This window comes from Vannielia sp. SX4 (assembly GCF_052828525.1).
Window position 1 is genome coordinate 3,383,447 of the sequence record NZ_CM128247.1, and the last position, 20,920, is coordinate 3,404,366.

General features: G+C 64.5%; 20 protein-coding genes. 5 read left to right on the forward strand and 15 right to left on the reverse strand.

The window, feature by feature from the left end:
• Positions 1-11 precede the first annotated feature (11 nt).
• The 5 genes from ACUXVX_RS16715 to ACUXVX_RS16735 all read right to left on the reverse strand — a co-directional run bounded on the left by ACUXVX_RS16715 (position 12) and on the right by ACUXVX_RS16735 (position 5,128).
• The gene (locus ACUXVX_RS16715; RefSeq protein WP_222468496.1) at positions 12-521 is read right to left on the reverse strand and encodes a CarD family transcriptional regulator; all 510 of its coding nucleotides are present in this window, start codon (positions 519-521) and stop codon (positions 12-14) included.
• A 248-nt stretch (positions 522-769) separates the two neighbouring features.
• Entirely contained in the window at positions 770-1,105 is a 336-nt protein-coding gene (gene fdxA, locus ACUXVX_RS16720; protein ID WP_222468495.1) for a ferredoxin FdxA, read from the reverse strand.
• Between the two features lie 46 nt (positions 1,106-1,151).
• Positions 1,152-1,553, reverse strand: a complete 402-nt coding sequence (locus ACUXVX_RS16725; protein ID WP_222468494.1) for an RNA-binding S4 domain-containing protein — start codon at positions 1,551-1,553, stop codon at positions 1,152-1,154.
• Complete coding sequence (locus ACUXVX_RS16730) at positions 1,550-4,465, reverse strand: helicase-related protein (RefSeq protein ID WP_446309178.1); 2,916 nt, start codon at positions 4,463-4,465, stop codon at positions 1,550-1,552. Before ACUXVX_RS16730 ends, ACUXVX_RS16725 begins: the two co-directional genes overlap by 4 nt.
• Positions 4,466-4,495: 30 nt before the next feature.
• Complete coding sequence (locus ACUXVX_RS16735; RefSeq protein WP_261384616.1) at positions 4,496-5,128, reverse strand: tetratricopeptide repeat protein; 633 nt, start codon at positions 5,126-5,128, stop codon at positions 4,496-4,498.
• 82 nt (positions 5,129-5,210) lie between these two features.
• Between ACUXVX_RS16735 and ACUXVX_RS16740 the strand changes: the two genes are divergently transcribed.
• Positions 5,211-5,498 (forward strand): SCP2 sterol-binding domain-containing protein, encoded by a 288-nt coding sequence (locus ACUXVX_RS16740; RefSeq protein WP_222494420.1) that lies wholly within the window; start codon positions 5,211-5,213, stop codon positions 5,496-5,498.
• 3 nt (positions 5,499-5,501) lie between these two features.
• Positions 5,502-6,458 carry an alpha/beta fold hydrolase gene (locus ACUXVX_RS16745; protein WP_446309179.1) on the forward strand — a complete coding sequence of 319 codons (957 nt, stop codon included), beginning with the start codon at positions 5,502-5,504 and terminating at the stop codon, positions 6,456-6,458.
• A 160-nt stretch (positions 6,459-6,618) separates the two neighbouring features.
• On the opposite strand, the gene ACUXVX_RS16750 is transcribed toward ACUXVX_RS16745, so the two are convergent.
• The 8 genes from ACUXVX_RS16750 to ACUXVX_RS16785 form a co-directional block, all read right to left on the reverse strand.
• Complete coding sequence (locus ACUXVX_RS16750) at positions 6,619-8,019, reverse strand: Do family serine endopeptidase (RefSeq protein WP_446311559.1); 1,401 nt, start codon at positions 8,017-8,019, stop codon at positions 6,619-6,621.
• A 377-nt stretch (positions 8,020-8,396) separates the two neighbouring features.
• Positions 8,397-8,591, reverse strand: coding sequence for a DUF2065 domain-containing protein (locus ACUXVX_RS16755; protein ID WP_222468491.1), 195 nt, complete (start codon positions 8,589-8,591; stop codon positions 8,397-8,399).
• Between the two features lie 3 nt (positions 8,592-8,594).
• The gene (hflC, locus tag ACUXVX_RS16760; RefSeq protein ID WP_446309180.1) at positions 8,595-9,758 is read right to left on the reverse strand and encodes a protease modulator HflC; all 1,164 of its coding nucleotides are present in this window, start codon (positions 9,756-9,758) and stop codon (positions 8,595-8,597) included.
• The gene (gene hflK / locus ACUXVX_RS16765) at positions 9,758-10,975 is read right to left on the reverse strand and encodes an FtsH protease activity modulator HflK (RefSeq protein WP_222468489.1); all 1,218 of its coding nucleotides are present in this window, start codon (positions 10,973-10,975) and stop codon (positions 9,758-9,760) included. Before hflK ends, hflC begins: the two co-directional genes overlap by 1 nt.
• 115 nt (positions 10,976-11,090) lie before the next feature.
• On the reverse strand, positions 11,091-12,461 hold the full coding sequence (gene gorA, locus ACUXVX_RS16770) for a glutathione-disulfide reductase (RefSeq protein ID WP_446309181.1): 1,371 nt from the start codon (positions 12,459-12,461) through the stop codon (positions 11,091-11,093).
• 34 nt (positions 12,462-12,495) lie between these two features.
• Positions 12,496-13,275, reverse strand: coding sequence for a ribose-5-phosphate isomerase RpiA (gene rpiA, locus ACUXVX_RS16775; protein ID WP_446309182.1), 780 nt, complete (start codon positions 13,273-13,275; stop codon positions 12,496-12,498).
• 73 nt (positions 13,276-13,348) lie between these two features.
• Positions 13,349-14,269: a cation diffusion facilitator family transporter gene (locus ACUXVX_RS16780; protein ID WP_446309183.1), complete on the reverse strand. Its 921-nt coding sequence runs from the start codon at positions 14,267-14,269 to the stop codon at positions 13,349-13,351.
• Between the two features lie 196 nt (positions 14,270-14,465).
• Entirely contained in the window at positions 14,466-14,990 is a 525-nt protein-coding gene (locus tag ACUXVX_RS16785) for a GNAT family N-acetyltransferase (RefSeq protein ID WP_446309184.1), read from the reverse strand.
• A gap of 103 nt (positions 14,991-15,093) precedes the next feature.
• Here ACUXVX_RS16785 and ACUXVX_RS16790 point away from each other — a divergent pair, with 103 nt between their 5' ends.
• From ACUXVX_RS16790 to ACUXVX_RS16800, 3 genes are all read left to right on the forward strand, one after another.
• Positions 15,094-16,467: an L-serine ammonia-lyase gene (locus ACUXVX_RS16790; protein WP_446309185.1), complete on the forward strand. Its 1,374-nt coding sequence runs from the start codon at positions 15,094-15,096 to the stop codon at positions 16,465-16,467.
• Between the two features lie 74 nt (positions 16,468-16,541).
• Positions 16,542-17,279: a thermonuclease family protein gene (locus ACUXVX_RS16795; protein WP_446309186.1), complete on the forward strand. Its 738-nt coding sequence runs from the start codon at positions 16,542-16,544 to the stop codon at positions 17,277-17,279.
• 322 nt (positions 17,280-17,601) lie between these two features.
• Complete coding sequence (locus ACUXVX_RS16800) at positions 17,602-18,819, forward strand: M24 family metallopeptidase (protein WP_222470925.1); 1,218 nt, start codon at positions 17,602-17,604, stop codon at positions 18,817-18,819.
• Positions 18,820-19,066: 247 nt separating this feature from the next.
• Here ACUXVX_RS16800 and ACUXVX_RS16805 read toward each other — a convergent pair whose 3' ends face one another.
• Both ACUXVX_RS16805 and ACUXVX_RS16810 read right to left on the reverse strand, forming a co-directional pair.
• Positions 19,067-19,726 (reverse strand): HNH endonuclease, encoded by a 660-nt coding sequence (locus tag ACUXVX_RS16805; protein WP_446309187.1) that lies wholly within the window; start codon positions 19,724-19,726, stop codon positions 19,067-19,069.
• Between the two features lie 3 nt (positions 19,727-19,729).
• Entirely contained in the window at positions 19,730-20,908 is a 1,179-nt protein-coding gene (locus tag ACUXVX_RS16810) for an AAA family ATPase (RefSeq protein ID WP_446309188.1), read from the reverse strand.
• Positions 20,909-20,920 lie beyond the last annotated feature (12 nt).

Genomic DNA, 20,920 nt, shown 5'->3' on the forward strand with positions numbered 1-20,920 from the left:
GGCTGCGGCCGTCAGGCGGCGGCGCGGCTCACCAGCACGTCGTCGACCTGCTTCTGGGCGCCAGCCTCGTCGGTGCCCGACACGGCAGCCACTTCACGGGTAAGGCGCTCGAGCGCGGCCTCGTAGAGCTGACGCTCGGAGTAGGACTGCTCGCGCTGGTCGTCGGTGCGGTGCAGGTCGCGGACCACCTCGGCAATCGCGATCAGGTCGCCGGAGTTGATCTTTTGCTCATATTCCTGCGCCCGGCGGGACCACATGGCGCGCTTGACCTTGGCCTTGCCCTTCAGGGTCTTCATGGCCAGCGACACGGTGTCGGGCGTGGAGAGCGAGCGCATGCCGACCTCAGTGGCCTTGTGGGTGGGCACACGGAGAGTCATCTTGTCTTTCTCGAAGGAGATCACGAAGAGCTCCAGCTCGAAGCCGGCGACCTCCTGCTTTTCGATCGAGACGATTTTGCCTACGCCGTGGGCCGGGTACACAACGAAATCGTTGGGGCGAAACTCGGATTTCTTCTTGGTCATTCAGGGCCTTCCTTAGCCGATCCCTTGGAGCCGAAAAGACCCTACCCCGGCGCGTGTGCTTCCGGGAGCGGGCCTTGTTTGCGCTATGAATTCCCCCGGTCTGGCGAGCAGCGCAGCGACGGGAGCCTCAGGATTTATGTTCCATCGGCAAGGAATATATCACAAAAATCGCGATTCTCAAAGCGCGTCGCGCGGGGCCACGCGCGACGTTTTGACCAAATGGTCAATTTCAGGCGGCGCCGTGCGGCTTAGCCGCCCTCGCCAGCCGCCTCCGAGAACAGGTCCATCTTGCCCGGTTTGCCGTCCATGTCGTCGGCATTCGGCAGCGGATCCTTCTTGGTCACGATGACCGGCCACATCTCGGAGTACTTGCGGTTGAACTCCACCCACTTCTCCATGTCCGGTTCGGTATCCGGGCGGATGGCGTCGGCGGGGCACTCTGGCTCGCAAACGCCGCAGTCGATGCATTCGTCAGGGTGGATCACCAGCATGTTCTCGCCCTCGTAGAAACAATCCACGGGGCACACCTCGACACAGTCGGTGTATTTGCAGGCGATGCAGTTGTCGTTGACGATATAGGTCATGCGGGCCTCTTTGCCGTTCGGGGCAGAGGTATTTCAAAGCAGAGGGTCATTCAAGCGACTTGCCACGCATTCGGAGCGCGATGCGTCGATCACGCGCAGTCGGGCGAACGTCGGCCTTCGGTTCGCCCGGATCGCGGGACGGGCGTTCTGGCGGCGCGAGATCTTCGTAGAGCGCCTGGGCCTCGGGGGCCGGGCCACGGCGGGTGCCCAGCGCGACGATGCGGATGACGCGGATGTGCCGGTCCTTCGGGAAGGTCAACGTGTCACCGGGCGAAACGGTGCGGGAGGGCTTGGAGATGGGCGTGCCATCGACCCGCAGCTTGCCCTCGCTCACCAGTTTGGCGGCGAGGCTGCGGGTCTTGAAGAAGCGGGCGTGGAAGAGCCATTTGTCGATGCGGAGGCTGGTGGCCTCGCCCGGCGGCTGGCGCTCCGGCGCGGCCCCTGTCACTCCTTCTTCAGCCCCATCAGCGCCTGGGCGAAGGGGTTGTCGGGGTCGATCTGCTTTTCCTTGCGGGGCGGGCGGGACTGGAAGGTCTTGGTGCCTTCGTCGCGGCGGGGGCCGCCCTTGCCTTTGGGGCCACCCTTGCCGCGCGGCTTGCCCTTTCCCTGCCCTTTCGGGCGGTTGCCTTGCTGGTCATTGCGGCGGCCGCCGCGGTTGCCGCCCCATGTGAAGGTGTAGAACACCTCCATCTCGGGGCCTGCGATCTCGGCATCCGGCGCCGTGCCGGGAGCAAGCTCTTCGGCGGGCGTTTCGGCCACCGGCTCTTCGGGCAGAGGCTCGGCGGGGGTTTCGGCCACGGGGGCCTCGCCCGCATCCGGCAGGGCCTCGGCCTCGGGCGAGATGTCATCTGCCGGGGTCTCGGGCGTGGGCTGCTCGATAATGCCGCCTTCGGGCTGCGCCTCGGCGGCGTCCATCACCGGCACGTCACCCTCGGGCGCGGCGGCGGCTTCGGCCTCGGGCACTACGGCGTCGACCGGTTTGACCTTGGCGCGCTCGCCCTTCGCGGCCTTGTAGCCAAGGCCGCCCATGAGGTCGGCGAACTGCTCCAGCGTCATGCCGGTGATGGAGAGCATGTCTGCGGTGGCCTCAAAGCCGCCGCGGCTGTCTTGCCCGCGCAGCTGGTCTGCGAGGCGCTCCAGCATGTCGATACGGATCGCGCGGCTGCCCGCGCTGCGGTAGCCAGACATCGGCGCGTAGCCCTCGGGCATGCCCTGCGGCGCGGGGATGGTCACGAGGCCCGGCGGGGGGCTTTCGGGGAACTCCTGAAGGCCTTGGGCCAGCGACCAGAGCACCAGACGGAGCCGGGTTGGCGCGGGCTTGAGCAGAAGCGGCATGAAGATGGTGAACTGGCCGAAGCGGACACCGTGCTTGCGCAGCGCACCGCGCGCGTCCTGGTCCAGCGCTTTTACATCCTGCGCGACCTGCTCGCGGGGAATGACGCCGAGCGCCTCGATCAGCTGGAAGCCGAAGCCGCGGGCCAAGCCAGTGAGCGCCTCGTCGTTCTGCACGTTCATTAGCGGCTCGAAGAGCGCGGCAATCTTGCGGTCGATGAAGTGCTGCAGCCGGCGCGTGACCTTCTCGGCCACCTCGGCGCCTGCCTCGTCATCGACGAAGGCCTGCACCTGCGGCTTGAGCGCCTCGGAGCCTTTGACCAGCTTGCCGACGGCATGTTCGCCCCACATCAGCCCGCCCTGCTCGGTGAAATCGAGCTCGGTATCGGGCGCATTGTAGAACCGGTCGGAGAGCAGCGAGAACTGCGGGCCGAGGGCGGCCACGGCGGCAGAGCGCAGGGTCTTGGCCTCTCCGGCATCGCTGGTGTCGGCCTGCCTGAAGCGGAAGCCCTCGAGCCGGCCCACAACGTGGCCGTCGATCGCCACTTCACCCTTGTCGTTCACGTCAGCCACGAGGCTCTCCTTCTGTTTCAACCGCCGCAGCAATGCTGAGGTGCGCCGGTCGACAAATCTTTGGGTCAGTGCGCCGTGAAGGGCATCTGACAGGCGGTCTTCTACCGCGCGGGTCGCGCCGCGCCAATGGGATTCGTCGTCGAGCCAGCCGTTGCGTTGGGCCACGTAGGTCCATGTGCGGATATATGCCAGCCGCTTGGACAACGTATCAATGTCGCCATCGGTTCGGTCGATGCGTTTGATCTGGCGGGCGAACCAATCATCCGGGATGCGGCCGAGCCCGTGTAGATCGGCGAAGATCTTGGCCAGAAGGCTGGCGTGTACGGCATGGGAGATGCCACGAAAATCGGGGATGCGGCAGACATCCCAGAGCAGCTTGGTGTCGGCGCGAGAGGTGGTGCGCGGGGCCAGCTCGGGCATGGCGGCAAGGGCCTTGAGCGCGCCGAGGTCATCGGCCTCGCGGGCGCGTGCGAGCAGCAGATTGTCGGGCCGGGCCTCCAGCGAGGCTATGAGATGGGCGGGGGTGCGATAATCCAGATCGGGGTTGCGCCACTCCAGCTTGCGGATCGGCTCGAAGCGGTGCTCGGTGATCGCCTCCACGGTCTCTTCATGCAGTGGCGCGGCCTCACCGGTCACGCCAAAGGAACCATCGCGCTGGTAGCGCCCGGCGCGGCCGGCGATCTGGCCCAGCTCCTGCGCGGTGAGCGGGCGCATGCGCCGCCCGTCGAACTTGGAGGTGGCGGAGAAGGCGACGTGATGAAGATCGAGGTTGAGCCCCATGCCGATGGCATCGGTGGCGACGAGGTAATCGACATCGCCGTTTTGATAGAGCTCCACCTGCGCATTGCGGGTGCGGGGCGAAAGCGCCCCCATGACCACCGCGCAGCCGCCCTTCTGGCGGCGGATCAGCTCGGCGATGGCGTACACATTTTCAACCGAGAAGCCGACGATGGCCGAGCGGGCGGGCATCCGGCTTATCTTTTTCGAACCTGCGTAGGTCAGGTGAGAGAACCGCTCGCGTTTGACGAACTGGGCACGGGGCACCAGTTGGGCGATGGTCGCGCGCATGGTCTCGGCGCCCATGAAGATCGTCTCCACCCGCCCACGGGCGTGCAGCAGCCGGTCGGTGAATACATGACCGCGCTCGGGGTCGGCGCAGAGCTGGATCTCGTCCACCGCCAGAAAGTCATGCTCACCGGTCACCGGCATCGCCTCGACTGTGCAGACCCAGAAGCGCGGGCGCGGCGGCATGATGCGCTCTTCGCCGGTGATCAGCGCCACCGCATTGGGGCCGCGCAGCCCCACGATCTTGTCATAGACCTCGCGGGCCAGGAGCCGCAGCGGCAGGCCGATCACCCCGGAAGGGTAAGACAGCATCCGCTCAATAGCGAAATGGGTCTTGCCGGTGTTGGTTGGCCCCAAAAGGGCCGTGATCCGCGCGTGTTCGCCGCCCATAGGGCCTCTCTTGTCAGGCCTGGGGGCGCGTCAGATGCGCTTGCCCATCACTGTGAACTCGAGCCGCTCGACGGCCTCTTTCACGTTGGGGCGATGGGGGTGGATCTTGAGCACTTCCTGATAGGCGGTGAGCGCCCGGGCCTCCTCGCCCATCTGCTCCATGATCACGGCGAGGCCGGTGAGCGCCGCGAAATGGCGCGGGTTCAGCTCCAGCGTGCGGCGGATATCCTCCAGCGCCAGCCCGTATTCATCGAGCTGGAAGAAGGCGGTGGCGCGGGCATTGAAGCCCTCGGCGAACTCCGGCGCATGATCGGTCAGCGCGGTGAGGTGCTCGATGGCGAGCTCGTAGTCTTGCCGCTCCAGCGCCTCGCGGCCCTGCTTGAGCAGCAGGTCCATCGAGGCAGAGCCGGAGCGCGACCACTCGATCCAGATTGCATCTTCGATCCGCTGCCAGCCCATCTGCTCGGGCTGGGACAGTTCGGCAAAGAGCTGGTCGAGCGAGGGGCGCCCGCCTTCGGGCTCGGGGGCCACGGCAACCTCGGGCGAGGGCGTGGGCATCTCGGGCGGCGCATCGGGGGCATTTTCCTCCTGCGCGGCGAGAGGTGCGGCAAAAGCCAGCAGCACGGCAAATGCCGTGACGTGAAAGTTGAGGTGTCTGGCCAAGGGTCGCATATCTGTGCATGAGTTTAGCGCAAGCGCCGGGACTGCCAAGCCCCCGGTCGGTCACATTGGAAGGAGAACAGGAATGAGTGCAGTTGTCGAAGGCGCCGTTGCGGCCCTGAACGAGAAGATGGATGGCGGGTTTGACGGCACCGCGAAGTTCGTGATCGAGGACGAAGGCTCGATCATCGTCGACCAGAATGGCGCCCGCGCCGGTGACGATGAGGCCGAAGTGACGATGACCGCCGATGCCGAGACCTTCCAGTCGATTCTCTCCGGCGATCTCAACCCCACCGCCGCCTTCATGGGCGGCCGCCTGAAGGTGGATGGCGATATGGGCATGGCGATGAAGCTCGGCGGCGCGCTGAGCTGAGGCTTGCAGGACGCCCCGCTATACGATGAGGCGGACGGCCCCGAGGGGGGCCGCGCCTATTGGCTGACCTGCGCCGACGGGGTGCAGGTACGGATGGGGTGGTGGCCCGCCGAAGCGGCGAAAGGCACCATCCTCTTCTTCCCCGGCCGGACTGAATACATCGAGAAATATGGCCGCGCCGCGCGGGAATACGTGGCGGCGGGCTGGAACATGGCGGCGATGGACTGGCGCGGCCAGGGCCTTGCCGACCGGGCGCTGAAAGACCCGGCCACCGGCCATGTGGACGAATTTGCCGACTACCAGCTCGACGTGGATGCGATGGTCGAAGCCGTCACCGCGTTGGAGGGCGGCCCCCTGCCCCGCGTGCTGATCGGCCATTCGATGGGTGGCTGCATCGGGCTGCGCGCCGCGCAGAGGCTCGATCTGAAGGCAGCCGCATTCTCGGCGCCGATGTGGGGCATCCGGTTTCATCCGGCGGTGCGCCCTGCGGCATGGTTGCTCTCCGCCCTTTCCCGCCCGCTCGGCATGGGTGGGCGCTACGCCCCCGGCACCCAGCCCGAGACCTACGCGCTGGCTGCCGAATTCGCGGGCAACATGCTCACCCGCGATGAGGAGATGTGGCTCTACATGCGGGCCCAACTCACCGCGCACCCCGAGCTGGCCCTCGGCGGCCCCAGCCTGCATTGGCTGAACCGAGCACTGGTGGAGATGCGCGCGCTGCTGCGCGCCCCCGCGCCCGACCTGCCTTGCCTGACCTACCTCGGCGGCAATGAGCGCATCGTCGATCCGGCTGCGGTGCGCACCCGCATGGCCACATGGCCCGGTGCGGAGCTGGTGGAGCCGGAGGGGGCGGAGCATGAGATTCTGATGGAAACGCCGGATGTGCGCGACGCTTTCTTCGCCCGCACGATCGCGTTCTTCAACACGCATGCCGGGGTTCCTGCTTCGGTGAACCCGTAGCCCCTTCCCTAAGCCCTCCGCTTCAGCCCAGCAGCGGCCACAGGCGCCAAAACAATAAAAGAGAATTCGCCCGCAGGGCGCGCGATTGACCAACAGCGGTGCAATAAAAAGGCCCGCGCGGGGAGCGCGGGCCAGGTTTTCTCGCCTGTGAGAATTCAGATCATTCCAGAGAGAGCGCCACGAAGCGGGGCTCGCCGGAACGGCGGATCAGCAGCAGGAGCGATTTGCGGCCAGCCTCACGGGCCTCTTCGACCCGGTCCTCGAGATCGTTCACGGCGCGGACCTTCTGCTGCCCGGCTTCGGTGATGATGTCGCCAGCGCGCAGGCCTTTCTCGTAGGCCTCCGACATCTCGTCGACCTCCTTGATCACGAGGCCTTCCTCGTTGCCGTCGAGGCTCATCTGCTCGCGCAGCTCGTCGGTCAGGGTGGTCACCGTCAGGCCGAGAAGCTCCTGCTCCTGCGGCGCTTCTGGCTCGCCCTCCTCGCCGCCATCCGCCACGGCAGGCACGGCGCCTTCGGCTTCTTCGCGGCGGCCAAGGGTGACCTTCAGCGTCTCGGTGCTGCCGTCACGGAAGACCTTCATCCGGACGGTCTTGCCGACCTCGGTGTTGCCGACGCGGCGGACTAGGCCGCGCACGTCTTCGACCTCTTGGCCGTCAAAGCTGATGATCACGTCGCCCGATTTCATGCCAGCGTCCATCGCCGGGCCTTCGGGCACATCGGTAACCAGCGCGCCCTTGGCGGGAGTCAGGCCGATGGCTTCTGCCACGTCCGGGGTCACGTCCTGAATGCGGACGCCGAGCCAGCCGCGGCGGGTCTCGCCGTATTCCTTCAGCTGGGCGACGACCTTGGTCACGACGTTGGAGGCCATCGAGAAGCCGATGCCGATGGAGCCGCCATTGGGCGAAAGGATCGCGGTGTTCACCCCGATCACCTCGCCGTCCATGTTGAACAGCGGGCCGCCGGAGTTGCCGCGGTTGATGGCGGCGTCAGTCTGGATGTAGTCATCATAGGTGCCCGAGAGCGCCCGGTTGCGGGCCGAGACGATACCGGCGGAGACCGAGAATCCCTGCCCCAGCGGGTTGCCCATTGCGATCACCCAATCGCCCACGCGGGCGGTGTTGCTGTCACCGAAGGGCACGAAGGGCAGCGCCTCTTCGGGGGTGACCTTCAGCAGGGCGATGTCGGTGTTGGCATCGGTGCCCACCACCTCGGCGGGCAGTTCTTGGCCGGAGAAGAACTCGATGGTGATCTCATCCGCGCCCTCGATGACGTGGTTGTTGGTGACGATGTAGCCATCTTCCGAGATCACGAAGCCCGAGCCCAGCGCCGAGCTGCGGCGCGGACGGTCGGGGTTGCCCTCACGATCGAGGAAATCGCGGAAGAAATCCTCGAAGGGCGAGCCTTCGGGCACCTGCGGCGTCGGGCCGGTGCGGCGCGAGACGGTGGTGGAGGTGGTGATGTTCACCACGGAAGGGCTGATCTGGTCGGCAAGGTCGGCAAAGCTGCCGGGGATGGTGCGGGACTGGGCGTTCACCGCCTGCGCGGTGATCAGTGCCAGACCGATGAGCAGCGCGAAGAGGCTGCGCAGCGCGAAGGTGCTGCGCCGGTCCTGAACCACTGTTTTTGCAATTGCCTGTGAAGTCACTGGATGGTCTCCCTTGATCGTCAGGGCGGACCGGCCGGCGCGAACCCCGGGCTGTGCGGGGGGTCAGCCGGTCAGATGCCCTTATCTGCTTCTGCCTATTTCCCAGATAGGGAGGCGAAAGCGCAACTCAATGGCTCTCGCGGTGCGTCACTTGGCCGTGAGAACCGCGTCAGCCCTTGGCCGGGAGTGTTTCAGCCGGGCGCCACTGGCGCAAGGGTCCGCGTTGCCGCAAGGGATGAAATCTGCCGTCATGCGCCGCTGGCGCGGGCCGCTGGGCCATGCGGGAGCGGTCAGCCGCCGATCCATGCCGCGCCCCAGATCAGGAGCGCGCCGCCGGTCAGGGCCAGAAAGCCCACGGTGCGGCGGGCCTCTACGGGCAGGCTGACCAGCCAGCGGAGGAAGTCTTCATAAATCTGAGGGGCCAGTGCAATCACCAGCCCCTCGATCATCAGGATAGCGCCCAGCGCAAGGAGCGCCGTGGCCATGGGTCAGTTCCCCGTGGTGTCGTCGGCGGGGGCCTCCTCTGCGGGAGCCTCCTCTACCGGTGCCTCTTCCACGGGCGCCTCCTCGGCAGGTGCTGCCTCGGCGGGAGCGGTCTCGTCCGTCGCGCCTTCGGCGGCCTCACTGGCCACGGAGGTATCGGGAAGCTCCTCGATCACCGCTTCCGCCTCGCTGGCGGTTTCGGCGGCGCTCTCCTCGGCGGCACGGATGGCGGCCTCGTTGGCAGCCCGTGCTGCCGCAGCGGCGGCCTCGTCGACCGGCGCGGGGGCCACGCCTGAGCCCGACCCATCGGTGCGCAGGTAGTTGAAGAACTCGGAGTCGGGGCTCATCACCATGGAGGAGTTGTTGCCCTTCAGCGAGTTTTCATATGCCGAAAGCGAGCGGTAGAACTCGAAGAACTCCTGATCTTGCCCATAGGCTTCGGCAAAGATCCGGTTTCGCTCGGCGTCGGCCTGACCCTGGATGATGCGGGCATCCCGGTTGGCCTCGGCGATGATCTCGGCGTAGGTCCGGTCGGCGGCAGCGCGCACGCGCTGGCCGGCTTCCTGACCGCGGGCCCGTTCATCGATGGCCTCACGTTCCCGCTCTGCGATCATCCGCTTCAGCGTAGCGTCGAAGTTCTGCTCGGGCAGGTTGGTCTGGCGCAGGCGCACATCCACAACCTCGATGCCCAGCTCGCCGGCACGGTCGTTTACCCGCACCTCGATCTGATCCATCAGAGCGGTCCGCTCGGGCGAGAGGATGGTGTTGGAAGTCACCCCCTCGGAGCCGAGAACGGCGCGGATCTGACCGTCGAGAATGTCGTTCAGCTGGATCTGCGCGGCGCGTTCGTCGCCGATGCCGATGGCCTGACGGAACTGCACCATGTCGGTGATGCGCCAGAGCACGAAGGCATCCACCACGAGGCGGCGGTCATCGGCCGGGGTCACCTCGATCAGCGGCGTTTCGATGGAGAGGATACGATCTTCGTAATCCACCACCTCATCGAAGAGCGGCACCTTGAAGTAGAGCCCGGGCTCGGTGCGCTCCTGCTTGATCTGGCCGAAGCGCAGGACAAGGACCTGCTCGCGCTCATCGACGATGAAGATCGACGACAGCAGCGCCGCGAGGGCGATGGCGACGATAGGAAGGAGATAGGACAGGCGGTTCATCAGTTGCTCCCTCCCGTGCTGCCGGATCGGCGCAGCTCATTCAGCGGCAGATAGGGCACCACGCCCTGACCGCCTTCACCCCCTTGATTTTCAAGGATGATCTTGTCGATATCGCCCAGCACCTTCTCCATCGTTTCGAGATAGAGACGCTTGCGGGTAACCTCGGGCGCGGCGCGATACTCTTCGAGCACCGACAGGAAGCGCGAGCTTTCACCGGTGGCCTGGTTCACCTGCTCGGAGCGGTAGGCCTCGGCCTGCTCCAGAATGCGGGCGCCCTGACCACGGGCCTGTGCGAGGCGGCCGTTGGCATAGGCGTCGGCCTGGCGTTGCACCTGGTCACGCTCCTGTTCGGCGGCCTGCACATCGCGGAAGGCGTCGATCACCGAGGTGGTCTTGGTCTCGCCGTTGATGTCGGTCACCGCCACCTGCTGCGCGGGCGGGTCCACCTTGTTGAAGTTGACGCGGACCACGTTGATGCCGGTTTGCTGCTGGTCGAGGATCTGCTGGATCAGCTCGTCCACGCGGGCTTCGATCGAGGCCCGGTCCCGGTTGAGGATCGGGGCCAGCTCGGATTGGGCGATCACCTCGCGCATGGCGCTTTCGGCCACCGAGCGCACGGTGATTTCGGGCGCCTCGAGTGCGAACAGGAAGTCGGCCGCGTTCTTCACGTTCCAGACCACCTGAAAGTCGATATCCACGATGTTTTCGTCGGTCGTCAGCATCAGGCCGTCATTGCCGGACTGGCCACGACGCACGCCGATATCCTCGGTGCGGTTGGTGGTCACGTCGATGACCTCTGCCGTCACCAGCGGCCAGGGGGCAAAGTTGAGACCCTCGGTGCCGATATCGGAAAACTCGCCAAGGAAAAGCTCGACCGACTGCTGTTCGGGCCGGACGGTGTAGAAGCTGGCAAAGGCCCAGAGCAGCGCGGCTGCGCCGGCGCCGATCAGCAGGGTGCCGCCGGTCAGCCAAGGGGCGCCGCCGCCACCACGGCCACCGCCGCCGGTGCCACGGCCGTTGCCGCCGCGTCCGCCCATGAGCACCTTAAGCTGCTCCTGGCCCTTTTTCATGATCTGGTCGATTTCGGGGATGCCCGAGCCTTCACCGGGCCTCCGCCCGCCGCCGCCCGGACGGTTGGAACGGTCGCCATCGTCGCCGTTGCCTCCTCCGCCGCCGGACGATCCGCCGCCCCAGGGGCCGCCGTTGTTGCCAGCCATATGTGTCTCTTTCCTCTTCCTTGCGGTTCCGCCTGCATCGGCGGTGTGTTGGTGATTGTCTAGCACAAGTGGTCAGGAAAGCGCCAAATTCAACCGTTTCCGGCCGTTCGGCGCCCTAACGCACCGGTGACTTCATCGTCACCAGCTCCTCTGCCATGGTCGGGTGAACCGCGCAGGTGCGGTCGAAGTCTTCCTTGGTTGCGCCCATCTTGATGGCGATCCCGGCGAGCTGGATCATCTCGCCCGCCTCGGGTGCGACGATGTGGCAACCTAGCACCTTGCGGGTATCCTTGCCGACGATCAGCTTCATCATCACCCGGTCGTCGGTATGGGCGAAGGCGGTTTTCATCGGGCGGAAGGAGGTAGAGTAGACCTCGAAGGGCTCGCCGCCCGCCTCCATCGCGCGCTCTGCCTCATTCTCCGTCATCCCCACGGTGCCCAGCTCGGGCTGGGTGTAGACCGCCGAGGGCACGAGATCATGGTCGACCGGTTGGGGCTTGCCGTGGAACACCGTGTTCACAAAGGCCACGCCCTCGCGGATCGCGACCGGGGTCAGCTCCACGCGGCCGGTCACATCGCCGATGGCATAGATCGAGGGCACGTCGGTCTGGCTGTATTCGTTCACCACCACCTCACCGAGGCGGCCGAGCTTGACGCCGGCCTCCTCCAACCCGAGGCCCTTGGTGTTGGGGTCGCGGCCGGTGGCGAAGAGGATCTTCTCGTAGAGCCCCTCGTGGCCGGTGGTCGTGCGCACGGAAATCTTGTTTTCGAGCTTCTGCATCTCGGTAATCGAGGTGCCGGTGTGGATCTCGATGCCGAGGCTGGCCATGTGGTCGGCCAGATGGCCGCGGGCCTCGTCATCGAAACCGCGGAGGATCTGGGCGCCGCGCAAAAAGAGCGTTGTCTTGACCCCCAAGCCATTGAGGATGCAGGCCATTTCGCAGGCGATGAAGCCGCCGCCGATGATCAGCATGCTCTCGGGCAGCTCCTCCATCAGGAAGATGTCGTTGGAGCTGATGCCGAACTCCTCGGCCCCCTCCAGCGGGGGGAAGCTGGGCGCGCCGCCGGTGGCGACGAGGATGTGGCGGCATTTGAACTCGGTGCCATCGGCCAGCGCCACCGTGTGCGGATCCTTCACCACGGCACGCTGCGCGTGGATCTCCACACCGGCCTTTTCGAGATTGCGGGTGTAGATCTGCTCGAGCCGGTCCAGCTCGGCGTGGAGGTGATGGCGGAACTTGCCCCAGTCGAAACCGCCGGCGTGAACCGTCCAGCCATAGGCCTGCGCGAGCTTCATCTCTTCGGGGAAATGCGAGGCGTAGACCATCAGCTTCTTGGGCACGCAGCCGCGGATCACGCAGGTGCCGCCCATGCGATATTCTTCAGCCAGACCAACCTTCTGGCCGGCCTCCGAACTTGCCAGCCGGGCCGCGCGCACCCCGCCGGAGCCGCCGCCGATGACGAAAAGGTCGTAGTCGAATTCCATTGCTCTGCCTCTGCTCTGCCGTCCCTGCTCCTCCTCAGAGGTCGGCGAAGATGTTGTCTCCCTCGAGAAGGTCGATTTTCTCTTCCTCCTCAGTGCCTTCGTTGATGTCGCGCACCTGAACGCGCCCGTCACCGTGACCGACGATCACCACGTCGCAGATATCGATGAAGAGACCGTTTTCAACCACGCCCGGCACCTGGTTGAGCACGAGGCTCAACTGCCGGGCATTGCCGATGCGGCGCAGGTGCAGGTCGATGATGTAGTTGCCCTCGTCGGTGATGTAGGGCGCGTCGTCGTTCATGCGCAGCGAGGTGTCGCGGCCCAGAACATCCATGTTAATAAGAGTTTCCTCGACCAGCGCCTTGGTGGTCTGCCAGCCGAAGGGGATCACCTCGATGGGCAGGGGGAAGGCGCCGAGCGCGGTCACATCCTTGGCGGCATCGGCGATCACCACCATGCGGTCGGAGGCGGTGGCGACGATCTTTTCCTGCAGCAGCGCGCCGCCGCCGCCCTTGATCAGGTTCAGCTCGCCATCGAACTCGTCGGCCCCGTCAATCGTGAGATCGAGCCACTTGGCCTCATCCAGCGAGGTGACCGGGATGTCCAGCTCACGGGCCAGGTCCGCCGTGCGGGTGGAGGTTGGAACGCCAATGATATCAAGGCTTTCTTCCTGCATCTTCTCGGCGAGGCAGCGCACCATCCAGGCCGCCGTGGAGCCAGTGCCAAGGCCAATCCGCATGCCGTCCTGCACGTAGTCCACCGCCCGTTTGGCGGCGACGAACTTGGCCTTGTCGATGGGCGAAAGATCGGTCATCGGCGGGTCTCCCGTGGTCGCGGTCGCAGAAGGTTATAGGGGCAGTGGCCCGGCGGTGCGAGGGCAAATCGCCCTATCCGTGGCCGATCAGTCGGGGGGCCTCGCAGGCGTGGGCGGCGCACTCCAGCTCGAGGGTGGCGTGGTGGATGTGGTAGCGCTCCGCGAGGGCCTGTTTGAGGGTGGCCTTGATGGCGTCGGCCTGGGCCCAGTGGCCCTCTTCGATGACGACATGGGCCTCCAGCGCGGCCTCGTGCTCCTGCATCTGCCAGAGGTGCAGATGGTGGATGGAGGCCACGCCGGGTGTGGCGGCAAGCCTTTGGGATACTTCGGAAATATCCATGCCCGGGGGCGTGGCGAGCATCAGCATGCGGATCACGCCGGGCACCTCGGCCAGCGCGTGCCAGAGGATGTAGGCCGAGATCAACAGGGTGACGATGGGGTCGGCCAGGCGCCAGTCGTAGAGCAGGATCAGGGTGCCCGCGACGATCACCGCGACCGAGCCCAGCGCGTCTGCGAGGTTGTGCAGGAAGGCGGCCCGGATGTTGGCGGAGGACTTCGACATGGCGAAGGTCAGCAGGGCCGTGACCGCATCGATCACAAGGGCGATGGCGGCGATGATCACCACCATCCAGCCCTCGACATCCTCGGGCGCGAAGAGCCGCATCACCCCTTCGTAGGCGAGGTAAATCGCCAGCAAAATCAGCGTTGTATAGTTGATCAGCGCGGCCACCATCTCGGCCCGGCCATAGCCGAAGGTCATGCCCGCGTCGGCCGGTTTGCGGGCGATCCGGCGGGCGGCGAAGGCGATGACGAGGGAGACCGCATCGGAGAGGTTGTGCAGCGCGTCTGCGATCAGCGCGAGCGAGCCGGAGAGGAGGCCGCCGACGATTTGCGCCACGGTCAGGCCGAGGTTGACCAGCACGGCGAGCGCGAGGTTTCGGTCACCTGTTTCGGCGCTTACGTGGTGGTGATGGTGGTGGTGGTCGTGCGGCATGGGGCGAAGCTAACGCGGGCGCCGCCGGGGGCAATGCGTTAATTCGCCCACGCCGGGGGCGAAACGGCGTTAACCCTATATTTTACTGATGCACAACTGATGCACATTCCATGCACATCCCATGCATACGCGATATTGCAAGGCGCCCGAGTGTTACCCCACCGCGCGGGCCGGGTTGACGGGGGTCAGGCGGGCCTCAGCCGGGTTGGCGGATGCGGGCTACGAACATGGGCCGGAGCGGGTGGCCCTCGTCGATGTCGGGGTGGTCGAAGGCCAGATCGGGGGCCTCCGCCATGCCGATGCGGGCCATCAGGGCGCGGGAGGGCGTGTTGAGCCGGGGCGTGTAGGCGAGGATCTCCTTCAGCCCCTGATCCCAGCCCCAGGCGAGCCAGGCGCGGGCGGCCTCGGAGGCCAGCCCCTTGCCCCAGGCCGCCGGGATGAAGCGCCAGCCGATCTCGACGCAGGGCGAAATCGGGATGCCCTCGGGCCGGTGCAACCCGCACATGCCGAGGAACTGCCCGCGATGGTCGGTCACCGCCGAGAAGGCCATGCCGTTCGCCGCCCAGAGCGCGGTGCAGCGGGCGAGCATCTCGCCGGTCTCCGCCTCGGACTTGGGCGCAGGGAAGTAGCGCATGACCTGCGCATCTGCGTTCATCGCCGCGAAGGCGGGCAGATCACCCGGCTGGAAGGGGCGCAGCAGGAGGCGGGCGGTCTCGATCATCGGTCGGGCATCGGTGGGACTCGGTCGGGCTCAGTGCGGGCCCGGCGTGGGAAGTGTCGTTTTCAGGCTTGCTACGCGGCGCGGCGCTGGCATGGTGGCGGCCATGTTCGTCTCCGTCTTTGAAATGTTCAAGGTGGGCATCGGCCCGTCATCGTCTCACACCATGGGGCCTATGGTGGCCGCCGCGCGCTACCTCGAACGGGTGCGCGGCCTGCCCTTCGAAGTAACCGGCCTGAGGGCGCGGCTGCACGGCTCGCTCGCCTTCACCGGGGTCGGCCATGCGACCGACCGGGCGGTGATACTGGGCCTCGCGGGGCTGGTGCCGGAAACCTACGAGGCCGAGGCCGGAGAGGCGGCGCTGGCCGATGTGAAGGCGCGCGGCGTGGTGGAGCCGGAGGGGCTGGGCGTGCTGCGCTTTGCCCCGGCGAACGACCTGATCTTCGACTATGATGCCCCCCTGCCCGGCCACCCAAATGGCCTCGCCTTCGAGGCGCTGGACGCGCAGGGCGACGTGATCGACCGCGAGGTCTATTATTCGGTCGGCGGGGGCTTTGTGCTCAGCGAGGCGGAGCTGGCGGCGGGGGCGGATACGGCGCAGGGCGCGCCGGTGCCCTTCGCGTTCAAGTCGGCGCAGGAGATGCTCGACATGGCCGCCGAGAGCGCGCTGAGCATTGCCGCGATGAAGATGGCGAACGAGCGGACCCGCCGGAGTGCGGCAGAGATCGAGAAGGGGCTGGCGCGTATCTGGGAGGTGATGGACGGCTGTTTGACCCGTGGGCTGGAAAGCGACGGCGTGCTGCCCGGCGGCTTGAAGGTGAAGCGCCGTGCGGCGGGGATCTGGCGGGCGTTGCAGGCGGAGCGGGGCATGAACCTGACCGCGCCGCACACGATCAACGACTGGATGAGCTGCTACGCGATGGCGGTGAACGAGGAGAACGCGGCGGGTGGACAGGTGGTGACCGCGCCGACCAATGGGGCGGCTGGGGTTGTGCCGGCGGTGATAAGGTATTGGCTGGACCATGTGCCGGGGGCCGGGGCGTCTCGCGTCGGGGAGTTTTTGCTGACGGCGGCGGCGGTCGGCGGGCTGATCAAGCACAACGCTTCTATTTCCGGCGCCGAGGCGGGGTGCCAGGCGGAGGTGGGCTCGGCGGCGGCGATGGCGGCTGCCGGTTTATGTGCGGTGATGGGCGGCACGGCGGAGCAGGTGGAGAATGCCGCCGAGATCGCGCTGGAGCATCATCTGGGGATGACTTGCGACCCGGTACGCGGGCTGGTGCAGGTGCCCTGCATCGAGCGCAACGGGCTGGGGGCGATCAAGGCGGTCTCGGCGGCGAGTTTGGCGCTGCGGGGGGATGGCTCGCATTTGGTGCCGCTGGATGCCTGCATCAAGACGCTGCTGGAGACGGGGCGGGATATGAGCGAGAAGTATAAGGAGACGGCCTTGGGTGGGCTGGCGGTGAATGTGCCGAATTGTTGAGTTAAAGACTTAGCGACCCTTGCGGGCAAACCAAATATCCCTAGGCTTTCTTCCTATTTAGGAAGGATTTGATTTTGGAAGTTATTCTCGGCGCAATTGGATTAATTGCCTTTCTGCTCATAGGCGGCACAATCAAGAACGCGGAACGCTCCGCCAAGAGGGCCATGAAGCGAACGATCCGCGAAGGGTTTTCTTCGCAGCCGCCAAAGCGCCGGGCGGCCCCGGTGAAACAGACCGCACGACCCACGCAGCCGGCACCGAGGCCTTCCACGGCGGTTGCGAAACCTAAACTACCGGCACAGTCGGCTGCTACGCCCTCCCCGCAAACTCGAAGGAATATCGACAACCCTCCTCCCTTCGATGAGACAAGCGCCGAACCGAGCCTAGAACACGAAGAAATTTCGGGCGCGGCCTATGTGGTGGACGGGGATACCATCACGATCAACAAGACCCAGATCAGGCTTTTCGGAATTGATGCACCAGAAATGAACCACCCATTCGGCAAGAAAGCCAAATGGGCATTGGTCGCCCTGTGCAAGGGCATGAAGATTCGGGCCGTGATTACCGATACCGATGACCACGGGCGCACGGTGGCGAAGTGCTTTCTGCCGGACGGTCGGGATCTCTCGGCGGAAATGGTCAAGATCGGTATGGCCATCGACTGGCCGAAGTTCTCTGGGGGCATCTATCGGCCTCTGGAGACAGAGGACGCCCGAAAAAAGCTCTGGCTTGCCGATGCCCGTCAGAAGGGCCGGATGCATGTCTGGGCAAAATTCGAGGCGCGGCAGAAGTCAGGAACGGGCGCAAAGTGACGGCCAGCCCCGAGATCGAGATGCTCGGTTAGGCGTTAGACCCGGCCGCCACCGGCGGCCAGCGCCCGTCCCGCCCCCCCCACGGGGCGGGCGCTTCGGTGAGGCTGGATCAAGCGTAAATGGTGCGTGCAGCAGGAGGAGCAGCGCTTGGGGAGAGGTGCCCCGTGCGGGACGGGCGCTGGCCTTGCGAACGTGATCGAAGGTTTCGCGGGCCGAAGGGGGGGGTGGCAGGACAAGTCCGGCCCTCCTGCCCCTTGCCTCCTCCCCCAATCCCTGCTCACCTCCCCCCATGACCACCAAACGCCGCACCCCCTCCGCTCCGATGGCCCTGCAAGGCGGGTCCGCCCCGGCGGCGGCCCTGCCCTCCTCCGCGCTCGCCTTTGCGCGGACCGAGTATCACGAGCGGCTGGCGGCCGTCCGGGCGTCGATGGAGGCGCAGGGGGTGGAGGTTCTGGTCATCTCGGACCCGTCGAACATGGCGTGGCTGACGGGGTATGACGGCTGGTCGTTCTACGTGCACCAGGCGGTGGTGGTCAGCCAGCGGCATGATCCGATCTGGTGGGGCCGGGGGATGGATGCGGCGGGGGCGCGGCGGACGGTCTGGATGTCGCACGATCATATCTTCGGCTACGAGGATTGGCTGGTGCAGAATCCGCAGGCGCATCCGATGACGGTGCTGGCGGAGCTGATGGTGGACTGGGGCCACGGGACGGCCAGCATCGGGGTGGAGCTGGACAATTACTACTATTCCGCCGCCGCGCATCGCGCCCTCACGGCGGGGCTGCCGGATGCGGATGTGAGCGACGCGACCGGGCTGGTGAACTGGTGCCGGGCGGTGAAGTCTCCGGCGGAGATCAGCTACATGCGCCGCGCGGGCGAGATCGTGACCGAGATGCACCGGGTGATCGCCGAGGTCGCGGAGCCGGGGATGCAGAAGAACGCGCTGGTGGCGGAGATCCTGAAGGCGGGCGCGCTCGGCACGCGGGGGGCCTGGGGCGACTACCCGGCGATCGTGCCAATGACGCCCTCGGGGATGGATGCCACCGCCCCACACCTGACGTGGGATGGCGCGCCGATCCCGCGCGGGGTGCCGACCTTCTTCGAGATCGCGGGGGTGCACCGGCGCTACCATTGCCCGCAGTCGCGGACGCTGTTCTTCGGCGAGCCGCCGAACAATTACCGCAAGGCCGAGGAGGCCCTGATGGCGGCCACGGCGGCGGTGATGGGGGCGGCAAGGCCGGGCGCGACCTGCGCCGAGGTGGCGCGGTCCTTCACCCAGACGCTGAACCGCTACGGCTTCGAGAAGACCAGCCGGTGTGGCTATTCAGTGGGCCTCAGCTACCCGCCCGACTGGGGCGAGCGCACGATGAGCCTGCGGGAGGGCGACGAGACCGAGTTGCAACCCGGCATGGTGTTTCACTTCATGCCGGGGCTGTGGCTGGAGGACGGCGGGATTGAGCTGACCGAAACCATGCTGATCAATGATGCGAGTGCGGAGTATCTGGCGACGACGCCGCCGGGATTGGTGGTGAAGCCGTAGGGAGGGGGCTGGGCGCGCTGTCTACGGAACGTCCGCTTTGAGCCCATAGCACAAATTCCTTCGTTGCTCGATCCCGTCCGCAATGCGTAGCCATTGGCTGGCCTCACAATTGATCTACCATCAGTGCCAATAAGTGAACTAAAACAGAACCGACTGCCCCGAGTTCTGTTCCGTACGGAACTAACTGGTGCTTACCGATAGGCACTCAGAATGCACGCAATCAACTAGCCAGCTTGGCCTATGACTACTATTTCACTTGCCCCCTGCCTTTCGCAAGTTCCGTGACCTGAAGGACCACCTCAGTCAAATCGAACGATCGACCCTGTGCGTCGTCAAAGGAATTGATTGCAAGTTCACATAAATGAAAGTAGTCATAATGATACTTGCCTTTATCACTGCCGCCAACAACACAAAAAGCGACAAGTATATTTCCCCCGTTTTGCAACTCAATTCGATCCATATGATCCTGAAATCGATCAAAATTTGGATGAATAAAACTATACCGGCGCGGATCGGCATAGTGCACAACAATATCATGAAGATCAATCACAAAAGAAACATCATTGCCCTTTATTCTCATATTGCACTTCTTACACGATGTGGCGAGGTTTCCTATCCGATATGCCAGCGCCGGATAAGTGCTCTTGGGCAGTATGTGTTCTCGATCTAGGACCATATTGAACTCGCCATGAAGATTTTTGTGGCAGTAACAGCAGAGTTGATTTCTTCTTTGGAGATGAAACTCGCGAATCCGATTCTTTAATGCGGCCAGCACCACCGTGTGAGCGGCGAGTGCTGCCGCGTCATGCTTCCAAGGATCGTTCGTGGCTAATGCGGCTTCTACGGCGGCCTCCTCATCAGCGGTCAAAGCAAAACCATCTAACGGCGGGGTATAGCAATCAGTCATCTCTCACCGTTCCGTAAGGGGCCGACCCACAATGCGTTCGGCCAAATGAACAAAGTCATCAAGAAAGAGCTTTTGGCGATCATCAAAGGCCGCTTTACGGTATTGGTCGACCACCTGCTTTAACTGTGCAATACTCAGTTTTCCTTCCTTCAACACTTGCAAGTGATCTGCAAGCACCTCGCTTAGGTATCGGTTCACCGGTGTGATTGTCTCGAATGCTTCCCACAACAACTCTTCAACGCCCTCGGAACCATGCCGATCTGAACGAACCAGATCCAAGGGAGAGAGTTGATTTCTACTGACCCTGTAGACTTCAGGTCTGACTCCTTCAGACTGTAGTGCCCCCGTAACAACAAGAGGTGAGTGAGTGGCGATTACTATGCTGGTTTCCTTGTAGCCCAAGCCCACCAGAACAGTTTGCAAATACTCCTTCTGCCATCGAGGATGAAGGCTATTCTCGGGTTCATCAATTAAAATCACCGAACCATCACGAGCATTCGAAGATAAGAATAGAATTGATGAAATGAGCGAGAGTTGGCCAGAGCTAGCATTCTTAAGTGGCACTGCTCCGCTTTCTTTGCGTAAAAATACTTCGACATCCTTAAGCACACGGATCTTTTTCAGGCGAACCTCATTTTGGATCACTGACAAAAACTGTTCGAGAAAAGAGGCTTGAAATGAGTCTCTAAACTCTCCGAGTTCTATCCATGAGATTTCTCTAACTGATAGGCGACTTGCGAGAGTGGCAGCGTGGTAGATTTCATCAATGGCCTCTTGATCAAACCCAAGTCCTTCGAAATCAAAATCGTTGAGCTCACGCGCCCACCGATATCCTGGGCGTATTCGTAAACCAATAGCGCCTTCGTAGCCACAGTATTCCAAGATAGCTTGCACGTGGGTGGGTCTGAACTCACCTCGCTCGTAAAGAACTGAAATTGTGCGCTTGATTAGTCTTGCGGGTAGTCCCGAGCCATGCGTGGACGCCAACTTTTTTATGTCTCTAAGCCTGCTCAGGCGGTCGTGGACAGTATTGATGATAGCAAGGACATCGCGATAACCCCTTACCCCGATGGCAAGACTTCGAAGGGCCTGGCTCTTGCCTGCACCATTGGGCCCTACAAGCAACGATACGGCAGGCTTGCCGTCTTCAACTATGCTTCTCTCAAGCGCAGGAATATCCATGCTAAGAGAACA

Coding starts and splice junctions, on each gene's coding strand:
- ACUXVX_RS16715 (WP_222468496.1), bottom strand. CDS start 521: ATGACCAAGAAGAAATCCGAGTTTCGCCCCAACGATTTCGTTGTGTAC.
- fdxA (WP_222468495.1), bottom strand. CDS start 1,105: ATGACCTATATCGTCAACGACAACTGCATCGCCTGCAAATACACCGAC.
- ACUXVX_RS16730 (WP_446309178.1), bottom strand. CDS start 4,465: ATGGGCGGCGAACACGCGCGGATCACGGCCCTTTTGGGGCCAACCAAC.
- ACUXVX_RS16740 (WP_222494420.1), top strand. CDS start 5,211: ATGAGTGCAGTTGTCGAAGGCGCCGTTGCGGCCCTGAACGAGAAGATG.
- ACUXVX_RS16755 (WP_222468491.1), bottom strand. CDS start 8,591: ATGGCCACGGCGCTCCTTGCGCTGGGCGCTATCCTGATGATCGAGGGG.
- hflC (WP_446309180.1), bottom strand. CDS start 9,758: ATGAACCGCCTGTCCTATCTCCTTCCTATCGTCGCCATCGCCCTCGCG.
- hflK (WP_222468489.1), bottom strand. CDS start 10,975: ATGGCTGGCAACAACGGCGGCCCCTGGGGCGGCGGATCGTCCGGCGGC.
- gorA (WP_446309181.1), bottom strand. CDS start 12,461: ATGGAATTCGACTACGACCTTTTCGTCATCGGCGGCGGCTCCGGCGGG.
- rpiA (WP_446309182.1), bottom strand. CDS start 13,275: ATGACCGATCTTTCGCCCATCGACAAGGCCAAGTTCGTCGCCGCCAAA.
- ACUXVX_RS16780 (WP_446309183.1), bottom strand. CDS start 14,269: ATGCCGCACGACCACCACCACCATCACCACCACGTAAGCGCCGAAACA.
- ACUXVX_RS16785 (WP_446309184.1), bottom strand. CDS start 14,990: ATGATCGAGACCGCCCGCCTCCTGCTGCGCCCCTTCCAGCCGGGTGAT.
- ACUXVX_RS16790 (WP_446309185.1), top strand. CDS start 15,094: ATGTTCGTCTCCGTCTTTGAAATGTTCAAGGTGGGCATCGGCCCGTCA.
- ACUXVX_RS16800 (WP_222470925.1), top strand. CDS start 17,602: ATGGCCCTGCAAGGCGGGTCCGCCCCGGCGGCGGCCCTGCCCTCCTCC.
- ACUXVX_RS16805 (WP_446309187.1), bottom strand. CDS start 19,726: ATGACTGATTGCTATACCCCGCCGTTAGATGGTTTTGCTTTGACCGCT.
- ACUXVX_RS16810 (WP_446309188.1), bottom strand. CDS start 20,908: ATGGATATTCCTGCGCTTGAGAGAAGCATAGTTGAAGACGGCAAGCCT.